We start from the raw sequence: 21247 nt of genomic DNA on the forward strand, positions 1-21247 counted from the left end.
CAAGCTTAAAAACGCCACCGCCTACACCCCCCGGTGGGGAAGATGGCGATATACTTCATAGGACTGGGACTTTACGATGAGAAGGACATAACGCTAAAGGGTCTTGAGACGGCCAGGAAATGCGACGTGGTCTTTGCCGAGTTCTACACCTCCCTGCTGGCGGGAACGACAATAGGCAGAATCGAGGAGCTTATAGGCAAGCCGATACGGAGGCTGAACAGGGAGGAGGTGGAACTCAACTTCGAGAAGATCGTCCTGAGCGAGGCAAAAGACAGGGACGTGGCTTTCCTCACCGCTGGAGATCCCATGGTCGCGACGACGCACTCCGATCTCAGGATACGGGCCAAAAAGGCCGGAATCGAGAGCTACGTCATTCACGCGCCCAGCATATACTCCGCCATAGCGATAACTGGGCTTCACATCTACAAGTTCGGCAAGAGCGCGACCGTTGCTTACCCCGAGAGGAACTGGTTCCCCACGAGCCACTACGACGTGATAGGGGAGAACAGGGAGAGGGGCCTTCATACGATGCTCTTCCTCGACATAAAGGCCGACCAGAACCGCTACATGACGGCCAACGAGGCGATGGAGATACTCCTTCAGGTCGAGGAGATGAGGGGGCAGAATGTTTTTACCCCGGACACGCTCGTTGTTGTCCTCGCGAGGGCCGGCTCTCTGAACCCGACGCTCAGGGCGGGCTACGTCAGGGACATGATAAACGAGGACTTCGGGAAACAGCCGCATGTCATGGTGGTTCCGGGGAGGCTGCACATAGTCGAGGCGGAGTATCTGGTGGAGTTCGCCGGTGCGCCCAGGGAGATACTGGAGGAAACCTAGCGGGCGAAAGCTTTATATTTCTCCCTCCTCTCACTATTCCCGGGACGGGCCCGTGGTCTAGCCTGGTTATGACGCCGCCCTCACACGGCGGAGGTCCGGGGTTCGAACCCCCGCGGGCCCACCAACACAAAAATTTCTCATGCGGGACCGGTAACGAGGCGTGCACCCTTTTTCGTGACATATCGCTGGTGGGGTTTATCCTGTAGAAGAAGCCATTCGGGCAGTTGCAGCCTGTTCTGACTGGACGCCTTGGGGGGACAAAAAACGTCAATTAATGAGCAAACCTCCTTGGACTTGGGTTTTTCAGAAGGCAAGCTATGGTGGGGCCGCCGGGATTTGAACCCGGGTCACGGGCTCCCAAAGCCCGCAGGATGGGCCAAGCTACCCTACGGCCCCCCGGCGGTAGTGATGGGGGTCCCTTATTAAGCTTTTCGCCGGAGGGGTCTCAGGGCCCTCCCCTGAGTTCCGTCCTCACGTCCTCGTCCATAAGGATGAAGAGGGCCAGGGCCGAGAGGAGGGTCAGCGTTACCGCGGGCAGGGTCAGACCGATCATAACCCAGAGCAGGCCGAAGAGCATGTCAAGGAGTGCCAGGTATGGGGACAGCGCTATGACCGTCTCGTGCCCCTTATGGATCCCGATGGAGGTAATAGCATGAACGGTTCCTATCAGTCCGTAGCCCACTGCGTCCGAAAGGTCGCCGGTTAGTCCGATGCCGTAAAAAAACGCCGCTAGAAGGGAGAAAAATAAGACGATGGACGTTTTAGGCCGCATCGCCAAGCTCCTCCACGGGGAGCCTCATCCGGGACGAGACAGCCAGGAGGGCTATTCCGAGGAGTGCCATGGAGATGTAGATAATGATCCCGGTTGAGACCCCGTGCACGAGAACGAACATCACGTTGGGGGCTATCGCGTTGGCAGAGTTCGAGATCAATCCGAGGGCAAAGCTCGCTTCGGGGTAGACGTCCTTTGGATACGCCGCCGGCGCTGTCGTCCAGAACGCAGGTCCCGTTCCCTGGACTATGCCCGTTACCGCCAGCCCGAGGAGGGCGATGATGTAGTCGTTGGCCGATATGCCCCTCCACAGGATTAGGAGGCCCAGGAATGTCAGGGCGTAGGAGAGGGTCATGACGCTGACTATTGCCCTGAAGAGGCCCCGGTTGGTTGTGTTTTTGAGGGAGAGCCTGAAGCCGAGGTAGCCCATCACTATTGACCAGATCCCCATGGAGACCTCCAGGGTCGTGACCAGATTTGCAAGCTGGGAGTCGCTGAACCTGACGTTGTGGAGAGTGAACGATCCGAGGGTGAAGATTATCCACAGGGCAGGGAAGAAGGTGAGCCCGAAGACCCACGTGAAGGGCATCTTCCAGACGTTAACCCCGGAGGATCTCCTTTCCCGGGGTATCTCAAAGTCCTCGACGAAGAGCCACCAGATCGCGAGGGCCAGGTACATAACCACAGCCGAGAGGAGGAACGCTATCTTGACGGCCTCCCATCCGGAGTAAGTGCTGGCGCTCCATCTGGCCAGGTTGATGCCGTAGATCCCTCCCCAGAAGATTCCCGAGAGGATTATCCCCTTCGCGAAGGGCCTCTCCGCTAAAAAGAGCCTTCCTATCTGGTTGCTAAAGACCGCAATGAGAGCAACTATGAAACCCTGGAAGAAGCGGAGCGCGACCACTCCCCACCAGTTTGGCACGAAGGGGATCAGGAACTGGGGTATCGCGGCAAAGCTTACTATAAGCGCGACGCTCCGCTTGAAGGAGCCCTTGAAGAGGCCGGTTCCGCCGAGAAGGAACGCGACGAAAAGACCGACAACGTAGGCAGTTTGCTGGTACCCCATGGCCGCCTCGGTTATGCCGTAGTGTGCTATAACAACGTCCTTGAACTTTTCAAGCATGTGCATCGTTCCGAAACCCGCCGCGATGACGAGGGTGTTCATCAAAACCGTTAGCCATCTCCTGTCCATCTACATCCCTCCTAGAGCTTTCCCAACAGCATCAGAACTCCAAAGGTTATGAAAAGAATTCCTGCACCCTTGTGGATCAGGTCCAGGGGGACCACGTCCCCGAGCCAATCCCCCAGCAGGGCCCCGAGCAGGTTAACCGCCGCGAGGCCGAGTATCGCGCCGGTGAAGGCCGTCTTCCAGCCGTACTTCGCGGCAAATGCTATGGTCGCGAGCTGGGTCTTGTCGCCGAGCTCAGCCAAAAATATGGTAACGAAGATGGCGATTACCTCGTTCATCCCTCTCCCTCAGATCTTTGATAGGGCCGCGTGCATTCTCTCGAGAGCTTCCCTGAGCTGTTCCTTCTTGGTGGCGTAGCTTATCCGAATCCAGCCCTCTCCTGCCTTCCCAAAGGCCGTTCCAGGAATGACAACCACACCGGCGTTGTCCAGGAGCCACTCTGCGAAGTCCTCGCTGGTCATTCCCAGCCCGGGATCAATGCGGGCCCAGACGTAGAAGGCGCCCTTCGGTTTAAAGGGAGTTATGTGGGGCATCCGGTTAAGGTACTTTAGGACGAGCCTCCGCCTCTCGGCGTAGGTCCTGCGCATCTCCTCAACCGCCTCCCAGCTGCGCTTGTCCCTGAGGGCGGTGATCCCGGCTATCTGGATGAAGGAAGTAACGTTTCCGATGACGTAGGCGTGGAGCTTTATCATGTCCCTGATGACCTGGCTCGGGGCGATGGTGAAGCCCAACCTCCAACCGGTCATGGCAAAGGTCTTGGAGAAGCTGTTGGCCAGAACCGTGTTGTGTGGGGCGTACTTTATCATCGGGTAGTGCTTGGCCCCCTCGTAGAGGAAGTGCTCGTAGGGTTCGTCGCTCAGGATGTAGAGGTTGTAATCCTCCGCTATATCAGCTATTGCCTTTACGGTCTTCTTTTTGAGAACCGCACCTGTTGGGTTGTTGGGGTAGTTTATAACCAGCATCCGGGTCTTTTTGGTTATCGCCTCAACCAGTTCGTCCGGGTCGGGCTGGAACTCGTTCTCTTCTCTGAGAATCACCCTTAGTATACCAGCCTCGGCTATTTTGGCGTCTTCGACGTAACAGACGAAGGCGGGATCGGGAATTATGACGTCGTCGCCCCTCTCCAGGAGGGTCTGAAAGGCGAGGTAGGTTGCCTCGTAGGCGCCCGCGGTGACCAGGATGTCATCGGGTGAGACGTCCGCTTTGTAGTGGGTTTTATAGTACTCTGCTATTGCCTCTCGAAACTCTGGAATGCCGGCGTTGGGGGTGTAGTGGGTATAACCCTCGTCTATGGCCCTCTTGGCGGCCTCTTTTATTACCACAGGAGTGTCAAAATCCGGTTCCCCTATTCCGAGGGATATAACGTTTTCCATGCTTTTGGCCTTCTCAAAAAGCTCCCTGATCTTGGAGCGCTGGATGAGGTTTATTCTGCCGGCAAGAAAGTACTTGCGCTTTTTGTACTTCACGGGATCATCACCTCGGCAATTCGGGAAATGGTGGGGGCTATATAAATCTATCCGCCGGTGGGGACTTTGGGACGGGGGAACCGTTCTATAAAGCTTCGACAAGGGCCGCCCTTTCGAAAAAAGTTTTCAGTTTTTCCCGCTCACATTCGATGAGGGGGAGCTCCTCCAGTTTCAGCTCCTCAATGATCTCCCTGGCCCTCTCACCGGGGCCGAATACCACCAGGTAGTTCTCACCGTTTTTAATCCCCCGCTCCGCTATGGCTTCCCTTATCTGGAGTTTTCCGGAAAGTCTGAGCAGCAGTTCCCCACCTGGCGTCCGTGCACGGGAGGTTCCCCTTTCAAGGGAACGCAGGGCAAGGAGACCTGCAAAGGCCACCTCCTCCAGGCATTCGCCCCTGACTATCTGAAGGTCCCTTCCTATGTGGGGAATTATCTCACCGGCGTTCCTGACCAGAACCCTGGCAACGTGGAGGTTGGGCGTTATTGCTTTCATTCAGCCACCCCCGAACGTCTGGAATCCCGGGCGTTAAAACCCTTTCTGTGCTCTTCTTCCCGGGGGATTTAAAAATCTTCATAAATAGCCACGTACTTAAAAAATCTTTTAAAAAACATATTTTGTGCATATTATCAAGCAGGCGCAAAGTATTTAACTAATTAAAGACCTACCTATTCCAGCGGTTTGCTGAACCGGGTGGTGCATGGTGGCCAGAATGCGTATCATCAGTGTTCAGCTCCCCCAGGGGCTCATAAACGCAATGGACCAACTGGTTAAGAGGGGTGTCTACCCCAACCGGAGCGAGATCATCAGGGCGGCGATACGCGAGCTCCTGAAGAGGGAACTTTACGAGCTTGAAACTGAAGAGCGTTCAACACCCGATTACATCCTGAAATAAGCCGCTGGAACCAGGTGTAAAATAACCCTTTGATTAAGCTTGATTGGGGGTTGGGGCATATGGTGTTTAAACTGCTGGAGCAGGCCGGGATAAAACTGGATGTCGAGGACGACGCGGGAAGGACCGGGGTCGAAGGGTTCCCCGACGAGAACCTAGAGGACCTGATAAGGATTGTTATAGTAGGTGTTGGCGGTTCTGGAAACAACACGATAACGAGGCTCTTTGAGCTGGGTGTTCAGGGTGCGGAGCTCATAGCCATGAACACCGACGCCCAGCATCTCGCAAGAACCAAGGCCCACAAAAAACTCCTCCTGGGGAAAGAGATAACCCAGGGAAAGGGTTCCGGCGGAAACCCCGAGATAGGTTACCGCGCGGCGGAGGCAAGCGCCCACGAAATAGCGGAGACCATAGGTGACGCCGATCTGGTGTTCATCACCGCCGGCATGGGCAACGGAACCGGGACCGGTGCCGCGCCGGTTGTGGCGAAGGTGATAAAGGAACGCGCCAGGCACAACGGTCGCTTTAGGGAGCCTCTCGTCGTCAGCGTCGTTACCTTCCCCTTCAGGAACGAGGGCAGGATAAGGATAGAGAAGGCCAAAGCCGGCATAAAGGCCCTCATGTACTACTCCGATACCGTCATCATAATCGAGAACGACAAGCTCCTCAAGCTCGTTCCCAAGTTACCGATCAACGCGGCCTTCCGCTTCGCCGACGAGATTATAGCGAGGATGGTCAAGGGCATAACCGAGACCATAAAGCTCCCGTCAATGGTAAACATAGACTTTGCAGATGTTTACAGCGTCATGCACAACGGTGGAGCCGCTTTGATCGGAATAGGTGAGAGCGACTCCAGCAACAGGGCGGTTGATGCCGTCAAGAACGCCCTCGAGAACAAAATGCTCGACGTTGAATATGGCAGCGGCGACAGGGCACTGGTGCACTTCACGGTTGGCCCGGACGTGAGTCTCGGCGAGATAAACGATGCCATGAACGTCGTCTACGAGAAGCTCGGTGAGAAGAGCGAGATCAAGTGGGGAGCGAGGATTGACGAGGACATGGGTAAAGTGGTTCGCGCCATGGTCATAATGACAGGGGTCAAGAGCCCCCACATCCTCGGCGGGGAGCACGCCCTCCAGGTGGCCTCTTCGGTGAAGGACAACATAATCCCCACGAAACCTGCCAAGCCCTTCAAAGAGGACGACTTCGGCAGGATCTTCGAGACAATCTCGGGGAGACCCGAAAGGACGGGAAGGGATCTTCCGCCCCACGCCAGGAGAATCCTCGATGACTTCCTGGACATAACCTGATCTTTTTCCAACCCTTCAATCAGGTGATCCCATGGCGGTAGTGATCAGCGTTGCAAATCAGAAGGGCGGTGTCGGGAAGACGACCCTCACCATGAACCTCGCCTACGCCCTCGCCGATATGGGGAAGAGGGTTCTCCTCGTTGACATAGATCCGCAGTTCAACCTAACCTTCGGGTTAATCGGGATGGACGTACTCCAGCACGGCAACAGCAACGTCGGAACGCTGATGACGAGGGAAAGCGAGGTTCACGAGACCCTCGTGGAGGTTAGACCGGGGATTCACCTGGTACCCAGCCACCTCAACCTCTCAGCGAAGGAAATCGAGATAATCAACGCCTACAACCGCGAGAGAAGGCTCGAAAAAGCTCTGACTCCCGTTTTGCCCGATTACGATTACGTTCTCATAGACAATCCTCCGAGTATGGGCATCTTCCTGGTAAACTCGCTCACCGCTTCCGACTACGTTCTCATTCCCCTCGAACTCAGCTACTTTGGCGTCATCGGAATGCAGCTCATGTTCAACCTGATGCGCATGATACGCGAGGAGACCAACGAGAACCTCAAGCTCCTCGGACTGGTCCCGAACAAGTTCACCCGGCAGACGAAGGTCCCAAGGATGCGCCTCAGGGAACTCAGGAGAACCTACCCGGACGCTCCGATACTGACAACGATCCCGAGGGCGATAGCCCTAGAGAAAGCCCAGAGTCAGGGCGTTAGCATCTTCGAGTTCGATGGTAAGAGCCGCGCCGCGAAGGCCTTTTCAAAGCTAGCACGAGAGGTGGTTGAGATTGTCGAAGGATGAGATACCAAAACTCTTTGATGGTTCCGTTAATGAGCTCACAAAACCCTCCAGACGGCGGGAGGAGAGGGCCGCCAGGCCCAACCTGAAGAAGGAGAAGATGCAGAAGACACTATACGTAAGCAGGGACATGAACAGGAAGCTCATAGAACTCTACGGCGAGGAGGGGCGGAGACAGAGCACCATAGTTGAAGATGCGGTGAACCTCTACTACTATCTCCGGCTCGCCCTTGGGGAGAAGAAGTTCGACGAGCTACTCAGCGCGGTTAAAAGGGAAGATCCGGATTTTCTGAGGGAGTACCTTCAGAGGTTCAGGCTTTAACCTCAATCAGGCGCTTGAATAAGCCTTCAAATCATCAGGATGCCCCTGGTCTTCGTTCAAATAAGGGCTGAAATCAGCTCAGTCACAGTAGGTCTCCACTATCCTCTGGATTATTCTGCTCGTCTTCGCGCGGTCGCTCTTGTAGAGGTACGGGATGCGGATGACCTCGGCGTTTATGCCGTGCCTCCTCAGCTCTTCCTTCATCCTCTCGCAGTTGAAGGTCTGGTCGGGGCCTATCGCGATTATGTCCGGGTCGATTCTCTTCACCAGCTCGTAGTCTATCGTCCCGGGCGAGCCGATGTAGACTTCATCGACCATTCTGAGGGCTTTCAGCAGTTCCGCCCTGTCTTCGGCACTGTTCACGGGTTCCCTGCGCTTCTGCCGCCTCACCGTCTCGTCGTTCGCCACTATTACCACGAGTTCGTCTCCGAGTTCCTTTGCCTGCCTCAGAAAGCGGACGTGGCCAACGTGGAGGATGTCGAAGACCCCGCCAACGAGAACCCGGATTTTCTTCTCCCCTTTTTCGAGCGGCTTTTTGCCCATCTCAGCCCACCGTCAGCTCCCATATCCTGTCCTTCGCATGGTGGATGTTCTTGACGGCCTTGCCCCTGGGCTTCTCCTTCATCGTCTTGCCGTCCATGAGGGCCGTTCCAATGGCGAGGGGCCTCCCATAGTTCTCCTCGACCACGAAGACGAAGTCGCCCTCCCTGATGTTCTCGTCGGCGTCGGTTATACCAGCGGCCATAACGTCTGCCCCCTTGAGGATGAAGGGAACCGCTCCCGCGTCAACCACCACCCTTCTCGGCCACTTCCTCAAGTCCTCCTCGTTGGACAGCTCGTAGAGCGCTATGACCAGCGGAAAGACCAGTTCCTTTCGCCTGATGAAGAAGGGCTTTCCGTTGACTAGGATTATCTCCGTCGTCCTGTCGAACTCCGCGAGTTCAACGCGGTCCTTTTTGTTCAGCATTTTCTTCGCTATCTCTTCCCCAAAAATTTCGCTCATCTCGCGGATTATCTCCTTAACTTCTTTCTTGCTAAGCGGGTGCTTGACCTTCAGCTCCATGCTTTCACCTCCTCGAAAATACTCCCCGCGCTCTCCCTCGGGTTCTCACTCTGGTAGATTGCCCTTCCCACGATGATGTAGTCGGCTCCAGCCTTTAAAACGTCCCCGGCCTTTCCTCCCTGGGCACCGACGCCGGGGGTTATCACCTTAATCCCCGGCTTAAGCTTCGAGCGGATGTAACTTACGCGCTCCGGCCTCGTTGCGGGGGCGATAACACCAAACGGCTCAAGCTCGTTGGCCATCTCGATGAGCTTATCCGTCACCGGCTGGATGAACTCCTTAGCTCCGGGGTGGCTCATCTCGACGACGATTATCGTCTCCCCGAGTTCCATCACCGCTTTAACGCCCTCTCTCCCGACGAAGCCGTGGGCTATGATGTAATCGGCCCCTGCTTCGAAAACCTTCCTCGCTATCAGCCGATTCGTGTTCGGAATATCAGCGAGCTTCAAATCGGCTATGACCGGCAGTCCCGTCACCTGCTTAAGCTCGGTGATTATTTTAAGGCCCGAGCCGATTATCAGCGGCCAGTTGACCTTAATGGCCCAGAGGTAGTCCGCGGTGCACTCCGCTATCCCCAGTGCCCTCTCGCGGTCGTAAACGTCGAGGGCCAGAATAAGCCTGCTCACTGTTTCACCTCGCCAGGGACTTTATCTCCTCGGGAACGCACTCCCCCTTCAGGGTCAGGGCCACGTGGTAGGCACTCTTCATTGCGTCCGCCGGGTTATCGGCCCAGGTGATCACGATGAGGTCCCCTTCCTCAGCCTTGAGGGTAGAGAGTTTCTGAACGAGCTCGGGCATGGTCTCCTTCAGCGGCCGGCCGTCCTCGGGGAAGACCGGCTCTCCTCCCCTAACGAGCAGGATCATGGCCCCCCGGGCGCGAAATCTTATCGCCTCGTCGCGGAGCTCGATGCTCTTGAACTCCGGCGATTTCCTGACGGTGAGTGCGTAGGCGGGATAGCCGTTTACCGCTCCAACGGGGCTTACCCCTGAGAAGCACTCCTCGAGCCTACTGACCAGCTCTTCTCCCCTCTTTCCGAGGGAATGGCCACGCTGGGTCGAGTCTATGAGTCCCAGAGCCGACAGCTTTTTCAGAAGTGTCCTGACGCTTCCCTCGCCGAGTTCGAGAACCTCGGAAATGGTCTTCCGCCCGGTGGGGGTTTTGAGCATGAAAAGAACCGCGATCGCGTCCTCAAGCGTGAACTCAGGATAGGCTCCCCTCTTCCAGTTCATTCCTTTCCCCCCGGGGGAAATTGGAAGAAGGGATTAAAAGATTTGTTGAAAGGATCAGAGCCACCTGGGCTTGAGACCGGCCCACATGCGCATCTTCTCGTAGGCTATTATGCGTGGTATGTTCCTGGCTTCCTTCGGTCCCGGGTTCTTCATGTAGAAGGCGTTGACCTCGTAAACTGTTCCGAACTCCTTCCTGTCGACTGCCATCTTTCCGAGCCTGACGAGATCGACGAGGAGGCCAGCTAAAGCTGGACTGTCGTTTATCCTGCCGGTTATGATGAGCTCGTCTCTAGCGTTGTTAAAGGAAACGTACTCGATGTGCATCGCTATGAACTTCTTATCTCCCAAAGGCTCGAGGAAGCCCGTCGGTTTTATGTAGTGTGGCGCGTCGTAGCCAAGGAGATCCCTGACTATGCTCGACTTGGTGAACTCCTTGCTTCTGTTCCTCTCCTCATCGGTTAGAGCGAGGAAGTCGTTGTTCCCACCTATGTTGAACTGCGCTATGTCAAGAACGTAGCGGTTCCTCTGGGCGAGGTGGGCCAGGATGTCTGCGGTGAGCGGGGTGGCACCTGTGGCACCGTCATCTCCAAAGATAACGAGGTTGCTCTCCTTCGCGAGCTCGACGAAGGCCGGGTCGTTGGCTATTAAAGTTGGGATGGCGTTGACGAAGGCCGCCCCTCCGGTCTCCTTCGCGTACTTGGCAGCTGCATAAACGTAGACCTGCGTCGCGGTGAGTCTGTCCTTTCTGTCCTCCTCGATGGCCTTCTCAAGCTCCTCCCTGCTCTCGAAGGGGACGAAGGCTTCGGTGGTGCAGACGTTGATGAAGACATCTGGCTTAAGCTCCTTCCACTCGCTGACAAGGTGATCAACGGCCTCGCTGAGGGTCATCTCGTCGTCGAGGCCGGTCGCCTCGATCGGAAGGTTCCTGAGGCTCCTCAGGTGGATGCCCTTTCTGACAGTTATTCCCTTGAGGCTCTCCGGAGCTTCTGGGTCGTAGGTTTTAACGACCTCATAGAGGTCCTTTCCGACCTTTGCCTTGTCAACGTCGTAGGAACCGACTATCTCTACCTCCCTAATCTTAATCGGGAGCTCGTCCGCCAGCGGAACGCCGTAGGGCTCGAGCTTTCCCGCCTTTATCTTCTCAAGTCCGCTCGCGAATATGCTTGCCACATAGCCCTGTCCGAGTATCACAACCTTCACCATTCTTCTCCACCTCCTTTGTTGTTGGATAATATTTTACATTAGTTAAATAGTTTTCGGCTCTGAAACCTTCCCGGAAACGAGGTAAGCCGTCAGGGCGGCCCTGATGTGGGTCAGGAGGGCCAGGATGAGGAAGAGGGACTTCACCATGTACTCAGCGGGATACAGGAGGAAGAGCATCGTGAGGAAGATCCGTTCGTCCCTCTTCCCGGGAAGGTTTCTCAGTTCCGGGACCTCCCGGTGGGGATCCCTGCAGAACGCCGCCTTGAACCTCTCCGTCGAGTAGCTGACCATCACCGTGCCGAGAAGTGTTAGGAGAGCGATGAGATACCACAGGGGTCCCTCCAGCGTCGAGTAAGCCAGGAGTGCCAGGAAGCTCCCGTCAACGTAGCGGTCGAGGATCGAGTCTATATAGCCGCCGAGCCTGCTGGTTCTGAGCTGAGCCCTTGCTATTTCCCCATCAACGCCGTCGAGGATTGAACTCACCTGGTAGAGGATTCCCGCCAGGGGGAGGCTGAAAAGGGTTAGCAGAGCTGAGAGAATTCCTGTGGCAAAGGCAACGGCGGTCATCTGATTGGGGGTCACCCTGTCCACGAGGAGGGCGCTTATCTCGGTCGAAATCTTTCTGTTCAGGTGCCTGCTGACGAATCCGTCTCCGATTCCTTTCACAGCGGTCTTAACGAGCATCCGCCTCGCCCTTTTTATCTCCTCAGGCGTGTCAACGTCCGTCCAGCCGAGACCGTCAACGAACGTAACTGGAAGTTTTGCCCTCTCAACGACCTCGCTGAGCGAGTAATCGCCCTTCTTCTCGCGCTCAAGCTCTTCAGTTACGTTGAAAATCCCATCGTCAAGGACGAAGAAGCCCGTATCTACCGCGTCCCATTTCCTGAGGTTCTTCCCTATTCTCTCGACCCGGTTGTTCCTGACCTTAACCTTCGTTGCCTCGCTGACGTCAACCCATCTCGGTCTTCTGTCAGCTATGAGGCCGTTTCCTTTTGCCGCCCTCTCGATGAAGGCTTCACTGTAGACGTGGTCGCTCATCACAAGGACGAACTTGCCGGAGACGGTTCCCCTCGCGAGGTGGAGGGAGTGCCCGTTGCCCTTTTCCGGCTCGGGGTTTATAACCAGCTCCGCGGTAAAGCCGTGCCTCTCAATGAACTCCCTGTAAAGTGCCTCGTAGTGTTCGTTGGTGACTATGATGAAGCGCTCAACGCCCTTTCTCTTGAGGAGAACAATCGTCCGGTACAGAATCTCCCTTCCGGCGACCCTGATCAGCCCCTTGGGTCGGTTACCCATCCTTGTTCCGAGTCCGGCAGCTAGAATCACTGCTGTCTCTGGCATCGCCATCACCTTTTTAAGTCCCGGGAAGAGCATCCACCGGGAGGATCAAAGTTAAATTAACTAAAAGTGATTTAAAGTTTTCGGTGGTGAAAATGCGCGTTGCCGTTCTCTATTCCGGCGGGAAGGATTCCAACTACGCCCTCTACTGGGCTTTAAAGCAGGGGTTCGAGGTTAAGTACCTGGTCAGCATGGTGAGCGAGAGCGACGAGAGCTATATGTACCACGTGCCCAACATCCACCTGACGGAACTGCAGGCGAAGGCTATGGGGATTCCACTCGTCAAGGGATTCACTAGCGGTGAAAAGGAGAAAGAAGTAGAGGACATGAAGGCCGTCCTTGAGGGGCTGAAGATAGACGGCGTTGTCGCGGGTGCCCTGGCGAGCGAGTATCAGAAGGAGAGGGTTGACAGGGTCGCTGAGGAACTCGGAATCAAGAGCTTCGCCCCGGCCTGGCACCGCGACCCTATCGAGTATATGCGAGAGCTTATCGGCATCTTCGACATCGTGATGGTTGGTACAGCTGCTTACGGCCTCGACGAGCGCTGGCTTGGAAGAAGGATAGATGAGAAGGCCCTAGAGGAACTGGTTAGGCTCCACGAGAAGTACAGGATTCACGTCGCTGGAGAAGGCGGGGAGTTCGAGACCTTTGTGAGGGACGCGCCCTTCTTCAAAGCTAAGATAGTCTTCGACGAGGTTGAAAAGAGGTGGAACGAGTGCAGTTATTCCGGCGTGCTCGAGGTCAAGAGGGCACACCTTGAGAAAAAGGAGTGAGGGTCAATCCTCCCTCACATCCAGCCCAAACCAGACCTCGGAGCAGCCGCCTGAGACGCCGCAGACGGAATAGCTCAGCGACCAGTACTTCGTTGGAACTGCTGAAGTTTTCTCCCAGTCAAGGTAGTCGTCATCTAGGAGTATCGTTATCCCCACGCCGCCCATTGGATCATCGTCGTTGCCCCACTTCCCAGAATCGCTCTCCCAGCCGGCGTACTCCATGTAGAGGAAGGGAACCCTCGCGTTGTCCAGTTCGAGCATCACGAGGTCCGAGCTCAATCTTACCGTGTTTCCGAGGACGTGCCTGTGCGGGAGCTTTGAATCGGCGCAGGAACCGCGGTGGAACGTCAGACCCTCGCTGGAGCGCACCGGATAGGAGTATGCGTAACCATCGGGAACCGCCACGTCAACCTTAACTCCTTTCATCCCCCTCGTTTCCCCGTTGCCCACGAAGCCTGAGCAGGCCCTCGCGTAATAATAGTACTCGTCGTCTCCAGGCTCGGTGTCCCTGGTGAAGCTCACCCCGAGGAGTTCCGCCTTCAGGTGGTTCCTGTAGAGTATCCTCGGCACCTCGACCTCGTAGATGACGTAGGTGACGCGCATGTTGCCGTCCCTGGATTCGGAAACCACGCGGTAGCCCCTTGTAAAGTCGGCCTCGTTGGGCCTGAGGATGTAGACGGCGTTGCCAACCTTGTCCGGCTCCGCTCCAGCTAACCACTCAAAGACACTCCCCCAGAAGTCGTCGGCGCTCTGGCCCGTTGCCAGCCAGTTCATCCAGGTGGCGCCTTTGTAGGCGTAGTCCGCGATGGTTCCTATCTCACCGGTGGCCATTCCGACGGCGACATCCGTTAGGAAACCCACGCTCTTGGTCACGTATTCACCTGGCTCGTCCCTGTCCCAGCCTGCTGTTTCGAGGACGATGACGCGGTACTTCTCGGCTTCCTCCATCGGCATCGCGATTATCGGGTAGCCGTTGATAAAAGCGCTTTCAAGGCTTCCCGTCGCCAGGTCATCGTGGTAGAGGAGCCTGCTGTTGTCCTTCGCCTCAACCCAGTGGGCAACCGGATAGCCGAAGGTGTAAATCCAGCTGTAGTTTATCGGATAGAGCTTGCCCTGGGGCCAGTTAACTCCATAGGCCCACGAGGAGAGCTGTATCTCGCCCTCGGCCCGGTCCTTGTTGCCCTTTATGAAGACGTCCTCCACCACTACAACAAGGTATCCCTCAACGTCCTTCTCGATGGACATCCCGTTTTCTGCATCCAACCAGAGGTTGCTCTTGGCCGGGAAGCGGTCTATCCAGTTCGCCAGCCAGAAGCGGAAACTCCTCCAGGGGATTAAACCGAAGAGGTTCTCGATCCTAAGGCTAACCTTTCTCCCAACCTGGGTATCTTCCGTTTTCACAGGCCCCTCGCGGAAGAGGTTCCCGTTGGAGTCGAGGAGATTAAAGCCCTCTTCAGACACCTTCAGAACCCAGTTTATCCTCCCGTCGTCCGTGCTGTCTATATAAAGCGTGAAGGGGAGCCAGTCGTCTGACCTTTCAAGATAGAAGTCGAAGCTCAAATCGTGGCCGCTCGCCGTCGCCCTGAGACTCACAGGCTCACCCTCGATACCGAAGAACGCGCTCTCCTGGTACTCTATCAGTCCCTTCGGGGCAACCAGCACGAAGGCCTTTTCTGAGGGGTAGTTGAACTTAGGCAGTGTCTCGCTCATCGGAACGGCGTGAACCCTGAGGAAAACCTTCTCCGGGAAAATTTCCGAGAAGTTTTCGATGGTGAAGCTCGCCGACGAGCCGTGGAAACTCACCTCGCCGCTCTGGAGCTCATTTAGTCCACTCCCCGTCACCTGGTAGAGCGTGAAGCGGCCCTTTATCCCGCCGTAGAGGTGAACCTCCCACCGCTTTCCGAATTCACCACCTTCTTCAATCCTGACGACGGTGGGTTCATACGTTATCTTCTTTCCTGTTAGGGGATTCATGAAGGTCTCCGGGTGGATGTACTCCCCCAAAAGGCTCTCGTTCCTGAAGTGAAGCGTTATGACGAGGTTCTTTCCAGGGTCGGTCGAGGACGTTAGAACCGAAATCCATTCTATGGTTTCGTTTTCCCCAGGAACGCTCACCATCGAGCTTAAAGGCCCAGTGTAAGTTAGGTTTGGAGTGCGAATCGGCATTGGCTTGAGAACGGGCTGGAGCGTTATGTTGAGCACAACATCGTCGGGAAGCGAGAAGCCGGGGCCGTTACCATCGTTGGTCTCGTTGGCCTCACAACCCGAGTCAGGGTCAAACTCATTCCCGCAGATAGCGTTTCCGTCCTCGTCGTAGTGAACGTCTCCGCTGGCCGTATCCGTCTCGGTTACCGTTTCCGCTGGGGTCTCGTCATGGGTCCGGGTGGTGGTCTCTTCGTGGGTCTGCCTTTCGGTGTAAGTGGCCGTTTCGCCAATGTCCTGGCCCTCTCCCGTCGTCCGGGTAGCAGTGCTGCTGGGATTTTCAACACAGCCGCTCACGACGACTAAGAGGGTCAGCAGGATAAAAACAGTTATCCTTTGGGTTTTTTGCATCCTCTTACCTCCGCACCAAACCAGAGCAGAAAAGAAAATTGGATGCTCCATAACGGTTTGGACTATTTCCGATTTGTTGTCATTTTATTTAAGGGTTTCTTCCGCCCCGCGTTACACATGGGGGGAAAGGTTTATCAGGCGCCAAAATTATTATCCCCGGTGGTAGGATGATCGAGGTCGAGAACCTCGTAAAGAGGTTTGGCTCCATCGTGGCGGTCAATGGAATAAGCTTTCGCGTTAATGACGGCGAGATCTACGGTCTCTTGGGGCCGAACGGAAGCGGAAAGAGCACCACGATGAAGATCCTCTCAGGAATTCTCACGCCCACCTCGGGAAGGGTTCTTGTGGGCGGTGTGGACGTCTCGCGGGATCCCCTTAGGGTTAAGGAGATAACCGGCTACGTGCCGGAAACACCGGTTCTCTACGAGAGCCTCACCCCGGCTGAGTTCTTCAACTTTGTGGGCAGCGTGCGGAGAATCCCCGAGGAAAAGCTCCAGGAGAGGGTTGAAACCCTCGTGAAAGCCTTTGGAATAGAGAAGTACCTCGGGGAGATGATAGGGTCGCTCAGCTTCGGAACCAGGCAGAAGGTTTCGCTGATAAGCGCGATGCTCCACGATCCGGAGGTTCTGATACTCGACGAGTCGATGAACGGCCTCGACCCCAGGAGCGCGAGGATTTTGAGGGAACTCCTAATGGACTTTAGGGAGGAGGGAAAAAGTATAGTCTTCTCCACCCACGTTCTGGCTCTGGCCGAGACGATATGCGATCGGATTGGCGTTATCTACAACGGTGAGATAATAGCGGAAGGTACTGTAAAGCAGCTCAAGGAGTTAGCCCAGGAGGAGAGCCTCGAAGATGTCTTCCTCAAGCTCACCGAGAGCCAGGAGGAAGTGGCGACCATAGTTCAGGCCCTCAGGGAGACGCTTTAGGTGAGAGCATGTTTGAGATTGTTAAAATCCTCTACCGGGAGCTCCACTACCGCAGGCTCAAGAACAACCCTCAGATAGCCGCTGATCCAAAGAAGTTCAAAGAACAGCTGCGGAAGACGGGCGACATAAAACGCGGAATAGCTTTCCAGTCGGTGGCTTTCCTCTTCTTCGGCCTCATGATGGCGGGTGCGGTCGTTACGGTCGGGGGAGACGACCGGGCGGCGATTCTGCTGGCAACCTACTCCCTTCTGCCGTTCATCATGGCCCTCTACACCACAACGGTCAACGCCTCCTACTCCGTGTCGATGGGCATCTTTGAGCCCCTCAAGCCCCTCCCCGTGAGAACCGGTGCGGAATACCTCAGTCTCCTACTTGCCCTCGACTGTGTCCCGTCGGTGATCGCACTCCTCCCCGCGGTGGTGGGAATGGTCCACCGCAACCCCTTAGCCGGCACGGTTGGAATGCTCTGGATCCTTGTTGGAGCCTTTCTGGGGCACGTTCTGGGACTGGTTCTCTTCACATTCTCCGGCTCTTCGGGAGTGGGGGGAAGGTTGTCGGGGCTCAGGTCCCTCGTCAGGGTGGTGGGGGTGTTTCTCTTTGTCGGGATGTTCTACTTTCTCAACTACATCCAGGGTTACGTCAACGAGCACTACGAGGAGCTACTTCCCTTCTTCGAGAGGTACTCCATAGCGTACCCCTTCTCGGTCGCCTCCATTCTCGAACCCCTGAACTCGTTTCTCCTGGCTCTCGGTTATCTGGCGGTTCTCGTTCCCGTCTACGCCGTGACCCTAAGGAAGCTCTGGCGAAGAATCGAGGAGGGATTCAACGCAGCCGGGGCCGGTGTTTCAACCTTCGTGGCCAGAACGCACCATCCGGTGGTTGCCCTCGCCATCAAGGACTTCACGATAGTCCTGAGAAAAAGCGCCCTCCTCGTGGGCCTCGTCTTTCCCCTCTTCGTGGTCATGCCCAGTGCGGTCAAGATCTTCACCTCGGGTCAGATGGGAGAGTGGAGCGTTGCATCCGTGCTCCTCACGGTGGCATGGATGTCCTCCCTTGGGGTTGATGCCGCCCTCAAAATTGACGGTAGGGAGTTCGAGGTCCTCAGGGGACTCCCTGTGACCCTCGGCCAGTTCATCGAGGGGAAGCTAATCATCATGAGCGCGGTTCCGGTTCTTTCAGGCGTCATCATCGTTGTCGCGGCCTCCTTTTTCAGCCCCTTCCTGCTAAAGCTGCTCCCCGCGGCCGTTGTCCTGCCCCTGACGGCGTCCTCTCTGACACTTGCCTTCTTCTACCACGGCGAGAGGGATCTCTCGGTTCCGGAGACGGGCTTTGGTCACGTTTTCATCCTGATGATACTGGACGGGCTTGTACTGGGAATCGTGGCGGTCCTCTGGTACTTCCTCGGTTACCCCTACGCCATGGTCCTCGCGGGAGGCGTTGTCATAGCCATCCTGAGATCAATCAGCAGGTGACGTGGAACACCGCAAGAACCCTTCTTTTTCCTGCCAGCTCGTTGAACTTCTCAACAGCTTTTCCAGTCGGGATCTCGATGACCTCTTTTCCCTCCACCAGCCCCCTGCTCTCCGGGAGGAGCGAGAGGTAGCCGTAGAAACCGGTCCCGACGAGGAGAACGTCGAAGTCCTCCTTAAGGTACTCCTTCAGCTCATCTGGGTCGAACCTGTGGCTCGTGCCGTGCTTCTCCTTGCTGAGCCACTTCTTCCTTCTCTCGACCCTTCCGCTCGGGTAAACAACGACATCATGATCGTAGGTTCTGCCGTCGATGATTATCCTTCCAAAGGAGGGGTATTCCGCCTTCATTCCATCACCTCAGTGTCAGGGCGTCCTGGAGTATCTTTCCGTGGTCGAATGCGAGTTTCAACTTTAGGGCCTCTTCTATGGGAAAAACGTGGACTTCTTTGGCATCGTCTCCCGCTTTGAGCTCACCCGTCCCAATGCCGAGGAACGCGATGGTGACGGTGTGCCCCCTCGGATCCCTGTTTGGGTCCGAGTAAACGCCAACCCGTCTCAGCAACTTTACTTCGAGGCCCGTCTCTTCCTTCGCCTCCCTTATCGCTGCCTCCTCAACCCTTTCTCCATACTCGACGAAGCCTCCGGGAAGGGCGTAGTGGTCTTTGAAGGGCTCGTTCTTCCTTCGTATCAGAACGATGCCGCCGTTGTAGATGATGACCACGTCGGTGGTGAGGCCTATACACCGATGGAACTCAGCATTGAGTCCATGTTTTCGGGCGAGCTCTTTTACCTCCGCCTTAAATCCGTCGAGATTGGTGTTTTTGGGGGCCTTAACGAGCAGGATGTAACGATCCATACCACCACCTCAGCTTCGTTTTCTCATCACGGATCAGCATGCTGACGTATCATCATCGGTGGGAACCACTTCAACCTTCATCGCGAGCTCGCTGGCTTCCTCCATCGGAAAGTCGGGACTTCTATGCCTGAGAAAGAGCGCCGTGAAGGCGGCGGCGCGCTTCAGAGCCTGGACGAAAGGACATTCGTGGTAGAAGTGAGAAAAGGCCGCGAGGAACACATCACCCGCGCCGGTTGAGTCCTCCACGGGAATTTTAACCGGTTTGAAACGGTATTCCCTGCCCCTCAGGTAGGCCCGTCCTTCTTTTTCCCCATTCGAGACTAGGAGAACCTCCACGTCCTCCGGCCTTAGTCCCCTGGCCAGTCCGATCTCGAGAACGTCCGCGTGGAGAACCTTCAGCCCCCTCAAAAAGGAGGCATCCACCTCCCTGGACAGCACCTTTCCCTTCTCCGGTTCTCTAACAAAACCCTGGAGGTCTGCGGCAACGAAGGGGCTCTTTTTCAGAGCCTCCACAACCGTCCCGGGCGGTATCTCCCCGGCCACCGGATTGAGAACTATCAGGTCGTAGCCACTTCCCGGGATGTTCTGGATTTTTTCTGCAACCGAGAGGAGCCTCAGTTCACGGGTACTGGCGTCAATGTAGTGAAGCAGATATGAGGTGCTTTCCTCGGAGGGCACTACGTGGAGTTTTATTCCCCTTTGACGGAGTTCATCGAACCAGTCCTGGGGAAAGTCCCTCCCAACGCTCGTCAGAACCTCGACCTCGCAGAACCCTGAAAGGGTCACCGCGGAATAGTACGCTCCACCGCCGATCCGGATCTCGGTTTTCGGACCCCTCACTATCACGTCCCTGACAATGTGGCCGACAACGAGGCATCTCATTTTGGCTTCCCAATCTTTAATACTTGCAGGCAATCCCATAAAAACCTTTTGGAGATTTTCCGAAAAGTTTATAAAGGTGAAAACGAAAAGCTTAAAAGCATATTCCATTTTGGGGTGGGGCTATGAGGCGCCTGGGCAAAGTTTCTCACTACGCGAAGCAGGGGTTCCTTATCCTGAGGACAGACTGGGTTCCATCACTCAACGACCCGGTGGTTGACAAGAACCTCACCGTGGTCGGCTTTGTTAAGGACGTTTTCGGACCGGTTAAAAGACCTTACGTTGCCGTTAAACCTCGCGTCAGGGATCCCGAAAACTACGTGGGTGCCCTGCTGTACGTTGATTCTTCCAGAAAGAAGCCCGGAAAGGGTAAAAGAAAGCCCGTGAAGGGCAGGCACTCCAAGGGCGGAAAGGCGAGACGCCCTGCCCCCAGAAAGAGGGGGTGAGAGCCTTTGGCTGGTAAGAACGTCTGTCCCGTTTGTGGTTCCGACAAGCTGTTTTACGACCCCAGAAGGGGCGAGATTGTCTGTTCTGTCTGCGGTTACGTCGTTCAGCAGAATGTCATTGATGAAGGTCCGGAGTGGAGGGCCTTCGATCCGGACCAGAGGGCCAAGCGTGCCAGAACCGGCGCGCCCATGACATTGATGATCCACGATAAGGGCCTCTCCACCGATATAGACTGGCGCGATAAGGATATACACGGCAACCAGATAACCGGCATGTACAGGAGCAAGCTGAGAAGGCTCCGCATGTGGCAGCGGAGAATGCGCATAAACGATGCTGCCGAGAGGAACCTCGCCTTCGCGCTCAGCGAACTCGACAGGATGGCGGCCCAGATGCGACTCCCGAGGCGTGTCAAGGAGGTCGCTGCCTCGCTCTACAGGAAGGCCGTCATGAAGAAGCTCATCCGCGGGCGCTCGATAGAGGGTATGGTCTCCGCTGCTCTGTACGCCGCCTGTAGAATGGAGGGAATCCCGAGGACTCTCGACGAGATTGCGGCCGTTTCAAAGGTAACCAAGAAGGAGATAGGGAGGAGCTACCGTTTCCTCGCGAGGGGGCTTAACCTGAACCTCCGGCCGACCAGTCCGATAGAGTACGTCGACCGCTTTGGTGACGCCCTCAACGTGAGCGCGAGGACGAAGAAGAGGGCCAAGGAGATACTGAAGGAGGCTATAAAACGGGGCATCACGAGCGGTAAGGGCCCGACGGGACTTGCCGCGGCCGCTCTGTACGTCGCGTCGCTCCTCGAGGGCGAGAAAAAGACGCAGAGGGAAGTTGCGGAAGTGGCCCACGTCACTGAAGTAACCGTCAGGAACAGGTATAAGGAACTCGTCGAAAAGCTCAACATAAACGTTCCCGTGTGAGGGATCG

At 56.0% G+C, this 21247-nt stretch carries 25 protein-coding genes and 2 tRNA genes; 11 read left to right on the forward strand and 16 right to left on the reverse strand.

The window, feature by feature from the left end; translation table 11 throughout:
- The first annotated feature begins 42 nt into the window (after positions 1-42).
- Together dph5 and MV985_RS03825 are read left to right on the forward strand one after the other, a co-directional pair.
- Positions 43-837: a diphthine synthase gene (gene dph5, locus MV985_RS03820; RefSeq protein ID WP_297463229.1), complete on the forward strand. Its 795-nt coding sequence runs from the start codon at positions 43-45 to the stop codon at positions 835-837.
- Between the two features lie 46 nt (positions 838-883).
- A tRNA-Val gene (locus MV985_RS03825) sits at positions 884-961 on the forward strand.
- Positions 962-1155: 194 nt separating this feature from the next.
- Here MV985_RS03825 and MV985_RS03830 read toward each other — a convergent pair.
- From MV985_RS03830 to cgi121, 6 genes are all read right to left on the reverse strand, one after another.
- A tRNA-Pro gene (locus MV985_RS03830) sits at positions 1156-1233 on the reverse strand.
- Between the two features lie 49 nt (positions 1234-1282).
- Positions 1283-1609, reverse strand: coding sequence for a hypothetical protein (locus MV985_RS03835; protein ID WP_297462769.1), 327 nt, complete (start codon positions 1607-1609; stop codon positions 1283-1285).
- Positions 1599-2801, reverse strand: coding sequence for an MFS transporter (locus MV985_RS03840; protein ID WP_297462770.1), 1203 nt, complete (start codon positions 2799-2801; stop codon positions 1599-1601). The genes MV985_RS03835 and MV985_RS03840 overlap by 11 nt, the downstream gene beginning before the upstream one ends.
- Before the next feature lie 11 nt (positions 2802-2812).
- A complete protein-coding gene (locus MV985_RS03845) occupies positions 2813-3076 on the reverse strand; it encodes a TMEM165/GDT1 family protein (protein ID WP_297462775.1) in 264 nt (87 codons plus the stop codon).
- A 9-nt stretch (positions 3077-3085) separates the two neighbouring features.
- Positions 3086-4264 (reverse strand): aminotransferase class I/II-fold pyridoxal phosphate-dependent enzyme, encoded by a 1179-nt coding sequence (locus tag MV985_RS03850; RefSeq protein ID WP_297462785.1) that lies wholly within the window; start codon positions 4262-4264, stop codon positions 3086-3088.
- 85 nt (positions 4265-4349) lie between these two features.
- Positions 4350-4757 carry a KEOPS complex subunit Cgi121 gene (gene cgi121, locus MV985_RS03855; RefSeq protein ID WP_297462793.1) on the reverse strand — a complete coding sequence of 136 codons (408 nt, stop codon included), beginning with the start codon at positions 4755-4757 and terminating at the stop codon, positions 4350-4352.
- Positions 4758-4965: 208 nt separating this feature from the next.
- On the opposite strand from cgi121, the gene MV985_RS03860 reads away from it, so the two are divergent.
- From MV985_RS03860 to MV985_RS03875, 4 genes are read left to right on the forward strand one after another with little or no spacing between them, the layout of a single operon-like run.
- The gene (locus MV985_RS03860) at positions 4966-5157 is read left to right on the forward strand and encodes a ribbon-helix-helix domain-containing protein (protein WP_297462798.1); all 192 of its coding nucleotides are present in this window, start codon (positions 4966-4968) and stop codon (positions 5155-5157) included.
- A 59-nt stretch (positions 5158-5216) separates the two neighbouring features.
- Complete coding sequence (gene ftsZ / locus MV985_RS03865; protein ID WP_297462805.1) at positions 5217-6464, forward strand: cell division protein FtsZ; 1248 nt, start codon at positions 5217-5219, stop codon at positions 6462-6464.
- Positions 6465-6495: 31 nt separating this feature from the next.
- Positions 6496-7266, forward strand: coding sequence for a ParA family protein (locus MV985_RS03870; protein WP_297462814.1), 771 nt, complete (start codon positions 6496-6498; stop codon positions 7264-7266).
- Entirely contained in the window at positions 7253-7585 is a 333-nt protein-coding gene (locus tag MV985_RS03875) for a CopG family transcriptional regulator (RefSeq protein ID WP_297462824.1), read from the forward strand. Before MV985_RS03870 ends, MV985_RS03875 begins: the two co-directional genes overlap by 14 nt.
- A gap of 78 nt (positions 7586-7663) precedes the next feature.
- On the opposite strand, the gene MV985_RS03880 is transcribed toward MV985_RS03875, so the two are convergent.
- Genes MV985_RS03880 through MV985_RS03905 form a run of 6 tightly spaced genes read right to left on the reverse strand, consistent with a single transcriptional unit; the run spans position 7664 to position 12425 of the window.
- Positions 7664-8128 (reverse strand): FAD synthase, encoded by a 465-nt coding sequence (locus tag MV985_RS03880; RefSeq protein ID WP_297462831.1) that lies wholly within the window; start codon positions 8126-8128, stop codon positions 7664-7666.
- A 1-nt stretch (position 8129) separates the two neighbouring features.
- Positions 8130-8648: an RNA-binding protein gene (locus MV985_RS03885; RefSeq protein ID WP_297462838.1), complete on the reverse strand. Its 519-nt coding sequence runs from the start codon at positions 8646-8648 to the stop codon at positions 8130-8132.
- Positions 8639-9274: an orotidine-5'-phosphate decarboxylase gene (pyrF, locus tag MV985_RS03890; protein WP_297462847.1), complete on the reverse strand. Its 636-nt coding sequence runs from the start codon at positions 9272-9274 to the stop codon at positions 8639-8641. The genes MV985_RS03885 and pyrF overlap by 10 nt, the downstream gene beginning before the upstream one ends.
- A 4-nt stretch (positions 9275-9278) precedes the next feature.
- Positions 9279-9878: a DUF4443 domain-containing protein gene (locus MV985_RS03895; RefSeq protein WP_297462861.1), complete on the reverse strand. Its 600-nt coding sequence runs from the start codon at positions 9876-9878 to the stop codon at positions 9279-9281.
- 54 nt (positions 9879-9932) lie between these two features.
- On the reverse strand, positions 9933-11081 hold the full coding sequence (locus MV985_RS03900) for an inositol-3-phosphate synthase (RefSeq protein WP_297462876.1): 1149 nt from the start codon (positions 11079-11081) through the stop codon (positions 9933-9935).
- Positions 11082-11123: 42 nt separating this feature from the next.
- Positions 11124-12425 (reverse strand): bifunctional L-myo-inositol-1-phosphate cytidylyltransferase/CDP-L-myo-inositol myo-inositolphosphotransferase, encoded by a 1302-nt coding sequence (locus MV985_RS03905; RefSeq protein ID WP_297462892.1) that lies wholly within the window; start codon positions 12423-12425, stop codon positions 11124-11126.
- 86 nt (positions 12426-12511) lie between these two features.
- Here MV985_RS03905 and MV985_RS03910 point away from each other — a divergent pair, with 86 nt between their 5' ends.
- A complete protein-coding gene (locus tag MV985_RS03910) occupies positions 12512-13189 on the forward strand; it encodes a TIGR00289 family protein (RefSeq protein ID WP_297463232.1) in 678 nt (225 codons plus the stop codon).
- A gap of 3 nt (positions 13190-13192) precedes the next feature.
- Here the strand turns inward: MV985_RS03910 and MV985_RS03915 are convergent, their stop codons facing one another.
- Entirely contained in the window at positions 13193-15742 is a 2550-nt protein-coding gene (locus MV985_RS03915; protein ID WP_297462906.1) for a hypothetical protein, read from the reverse strand.
- A 167-nt stretch (positions 15743-15909) separates the two neighbouring features.
- On the opposite strand from MV985_RS03915, the gene MV985_RS03920 reads away from it, so the two are divergent.
- Both MV985_RS03920 and MV985_RS03925 read left to right on the forward strand, forming a co-directional pair.
- Entirely contained in the window at positions 15910-16671 is a 762-nt protein-coding gene (locus MV985_RS03920; protein ID WP_297462921.1) for an ABC transporter ATP-binding protein, read from the forward strand.
- Positions 16672-16679: 8 nt separating this feature from the next.
- Entirely contained in the window at positions 16680-18143 is a 1464-nt protein-coding gene (locus tag MV985_RS03925; RefSeq protein ID WP_297462929.1) for a hypothetical protein, read from the forward strand.
- On the opposite strand, the gene MV985_RS03930 is transcribed toward MV985_RS03925, so the two are convergent.
- From MV985_RS03930 to MV985_RS03940, 3 genes are read right to left on the reverse strand one after another with little or no spacing between them, the layout of a single operon-like run.
- Positions 18133-18489, reverse strand: coding sequence for an Mth938-like domain-containing protein (locus MV985_RS03930; protein WP_297462941.1), 357 nt, complete (start codon positions 18487-18489; stop codon positions 18133-18135). The two genes, MV985_RS03925 and MV985_RS03930, sit on opposite strands and share 11 nt — an antisense overlap.
- 4 nt (positions 18490-18493) lie before the next feature.
- Positions 18494-18997: an NUDIX hydrolase gene (locus MV985_RS03935; protein ID WP_297462954.1), complete on the reverse strand. Its 504-nt coding sequence runs from the start codon at positions 18995-18997 to the stop codon at positions 18494-18496.
- Between the two features lie 33 nt (positions 18998-19030).
- Positions 19031-19879, reverse strand: a complete 849-nt coding sequence (locus tag MV985_RS03940) for a PfkB family carbohydrate kinase (RefSeq protein WP_297462969.1) — start codon at positions 19877-19879, stop codon at positions 19031-19033.
- A 122-nt stretch (positions 19880-20001) separates the two neighbouring features.
- On the opposite strand from MV985_RS03940, the gene MV985_RS03945 reads away from it, so the two are divergent.
- Together MV985_RS03945 and MV985_RS03950 are read left to right on the forward strand one after the other, a co-directional pair.
- Complete coding sequence (locus MV985_RS03945; RefSeq protein ID WP_297462983.1) at positions 20002-20322, forward strand: Gar1/Naf1 family protein; 321 nt, start codon at positions 20002-20004, stop codon at positions 20320-20322.
- Positions 20323-20328: 6 nt separating this feature from the next.
- Positions 20329-21240 (forward strand): transcription initiation factor IIB, encoded by a 912-nt coding sequence (locus MV985_RS03950; protein WP_297462995.1) that lies wholly within the window; start codon positions 20329-20331, stop codon positions 21238-21240.
- Positions 21241-21247: the final 7 nt, after the last annotated feature.

The sequence above is a fragment of the Thermococcus sp. genome (genome assembly GCF_027012695.1).
In the GTDB taxonomy this organism is placed as follows: Archaea; Methanobacteriota_B; Thermococci; order Thermococcales; family Thermococcaceae; genus Thermococcus.